The organism is Mesorhizobium sp. M1A.F.Ca.IN.022.07.1.1, assembly GCF_003997575.1.
Classification (GTDB): domain Bacteria; phylum Pseudomonadota; class Alphaproteobacteria; order Rhizobiales; family Rhizobiaceae; genus Mesorhizobium.
The window spans coordinates 1-1,193 of the sequence record NZ_RZST01000638.1 but is presented as its reverse complement, the minus strand read 5'-3'; the positions used below and the strand labels follow the sequence as shown (position 1 = coordinate 1,193).

Genomic DNA, 1,193 nt, shown 5'->3' with positions numbered 1-1,193 from the left:
GATTGGGAGTCCGATCCAAATCTGCGCCTCTGCTCGCTGGCGGCCCAAGGCCTGTGGATGCGGATGCTCTGCATTGCCGCCGCGCACGAGCCGGTTGGCTATGTCGCCATCGCCGGCAAGGGGCTGGAGGAGGCGGCGCTCGCGCGCCTTGCCGGCTGCACAGAAATGGAGCTGGGATGCCTGCTTGCCGAGCTCGAGCAGAACCGCGTCTTCTCGCGAGACCGGCATGGCCGCATCTACTCCCGGCGCATGATCGCGGATGCGCGTTAGGCGCGCGTGGTGCGCCGCAACGGCCTCAAGGGCGGCAACCCAAGCCTTTCGAAAGAAAGGGCGTTTTCGCGCTTGGATAAGCGGCGGGTTAAGTCAGGGGATAAGGGGGAGGATAAGCCCCAGAGTCCAGAATCCAAGAATCCAGAATCCAACAATCCAATAGCCGAAAACGCCCTGGCGTTTTCTTCCCGGGCTGCCGCTCCGCGGCAAAAGAACGAGAAATTATTTTCGGGCCGTTCAGCCGGACAGAACTGGCATCGCCGCAAGACACATGTCGATGCCGCCAACGCCATCATCGAGGAGATCAATGACCGCAGCCGAATTGCAGCAGGCGGCGAAAGCGCTGGCCGCGATGTTCAGTTGCTTCCCGCAATCCGCGCTCGCTGATCCCGAGATGCAGCTGCGCGGCTATCTCGCAGCCGTGCAGGATGCCGAGCTTGCCGATGTGCAAGCCGCGATCCAGCGCTTCATCCGCGGCGAGGCGAAGGTCGACAACGCCCAGTTCTGCCCGTCCAGCGCCCAGCTTTCGATCGAGGTGCGGGAACGGCGGCTGATGCGGGAGCTGTTGGCGAAGCGGGCGCTCATTTCTTCGCCGCCGCGAAGTGGGGGGTCCGAAGGACGGGCGAGACCCGTGGTTCGCCCCGGCTAGTCGCGCGGCGCAGCCGCGACGGAGCCGACAATGATCGATATGCCGGCGGGACAGCGCCCCCCTCTGTCCTGCCGGACATCTCCCCCACAAGGGGGGAGATCAGACTTCGCCACCGCTTTCGCCAACCTCCACCCTCGCAGGTCTGAGCGGGGGCGCCCAAGCTGCCAATCTCCCCCCAAGTGGGGGAGATGCCCGGCAGGGCAGAGGGGGGCGCGAAGGAACGCAGCCTCTCCCGTTGGTCACTCAGACCCCCCACCACAAAGGACCCCCATGC

Annotated in this window: 2 protein-coding genes and 1 pseudogene; all 3 read left to right on the top strand. The window is 65.1% G+C overall.

Features of this window, described 5'->3' with window-relative positions; translation table 11 throughout:
- Nucleotides 1–270, top strand: a pseudogene (locus EOA75_RS34365) (hypothetical protein); the annotation flags it as partial.
- Nucleotides 271–279: 9 nt separating this feature from the next.
- On the top strand, nt 280–657 hold the full coding sequence (locus EOA75_RS33030; protein ID WP_127326153.1) for a hypothetical protein: 378 nt from the start codon (nt 280–282) through the stop codon (nt 655–657).
- Nucleotides 578–919: a hypothetical protein gene (locus EOA75_RS33025; RefSeq protein ID WP_127326152.1), complete on the top strand. Its 342-nt coding sequence runs from the start codon at nt 578–580 to the stop codon at nt 917–919. Before EOA75_RS33030 ends, EOA75_RS33025 begins: the two co-directional genes overlap by 80 nt.
- Nucleotides 920–1,193 lie beyond the last annotated feature (274 nt).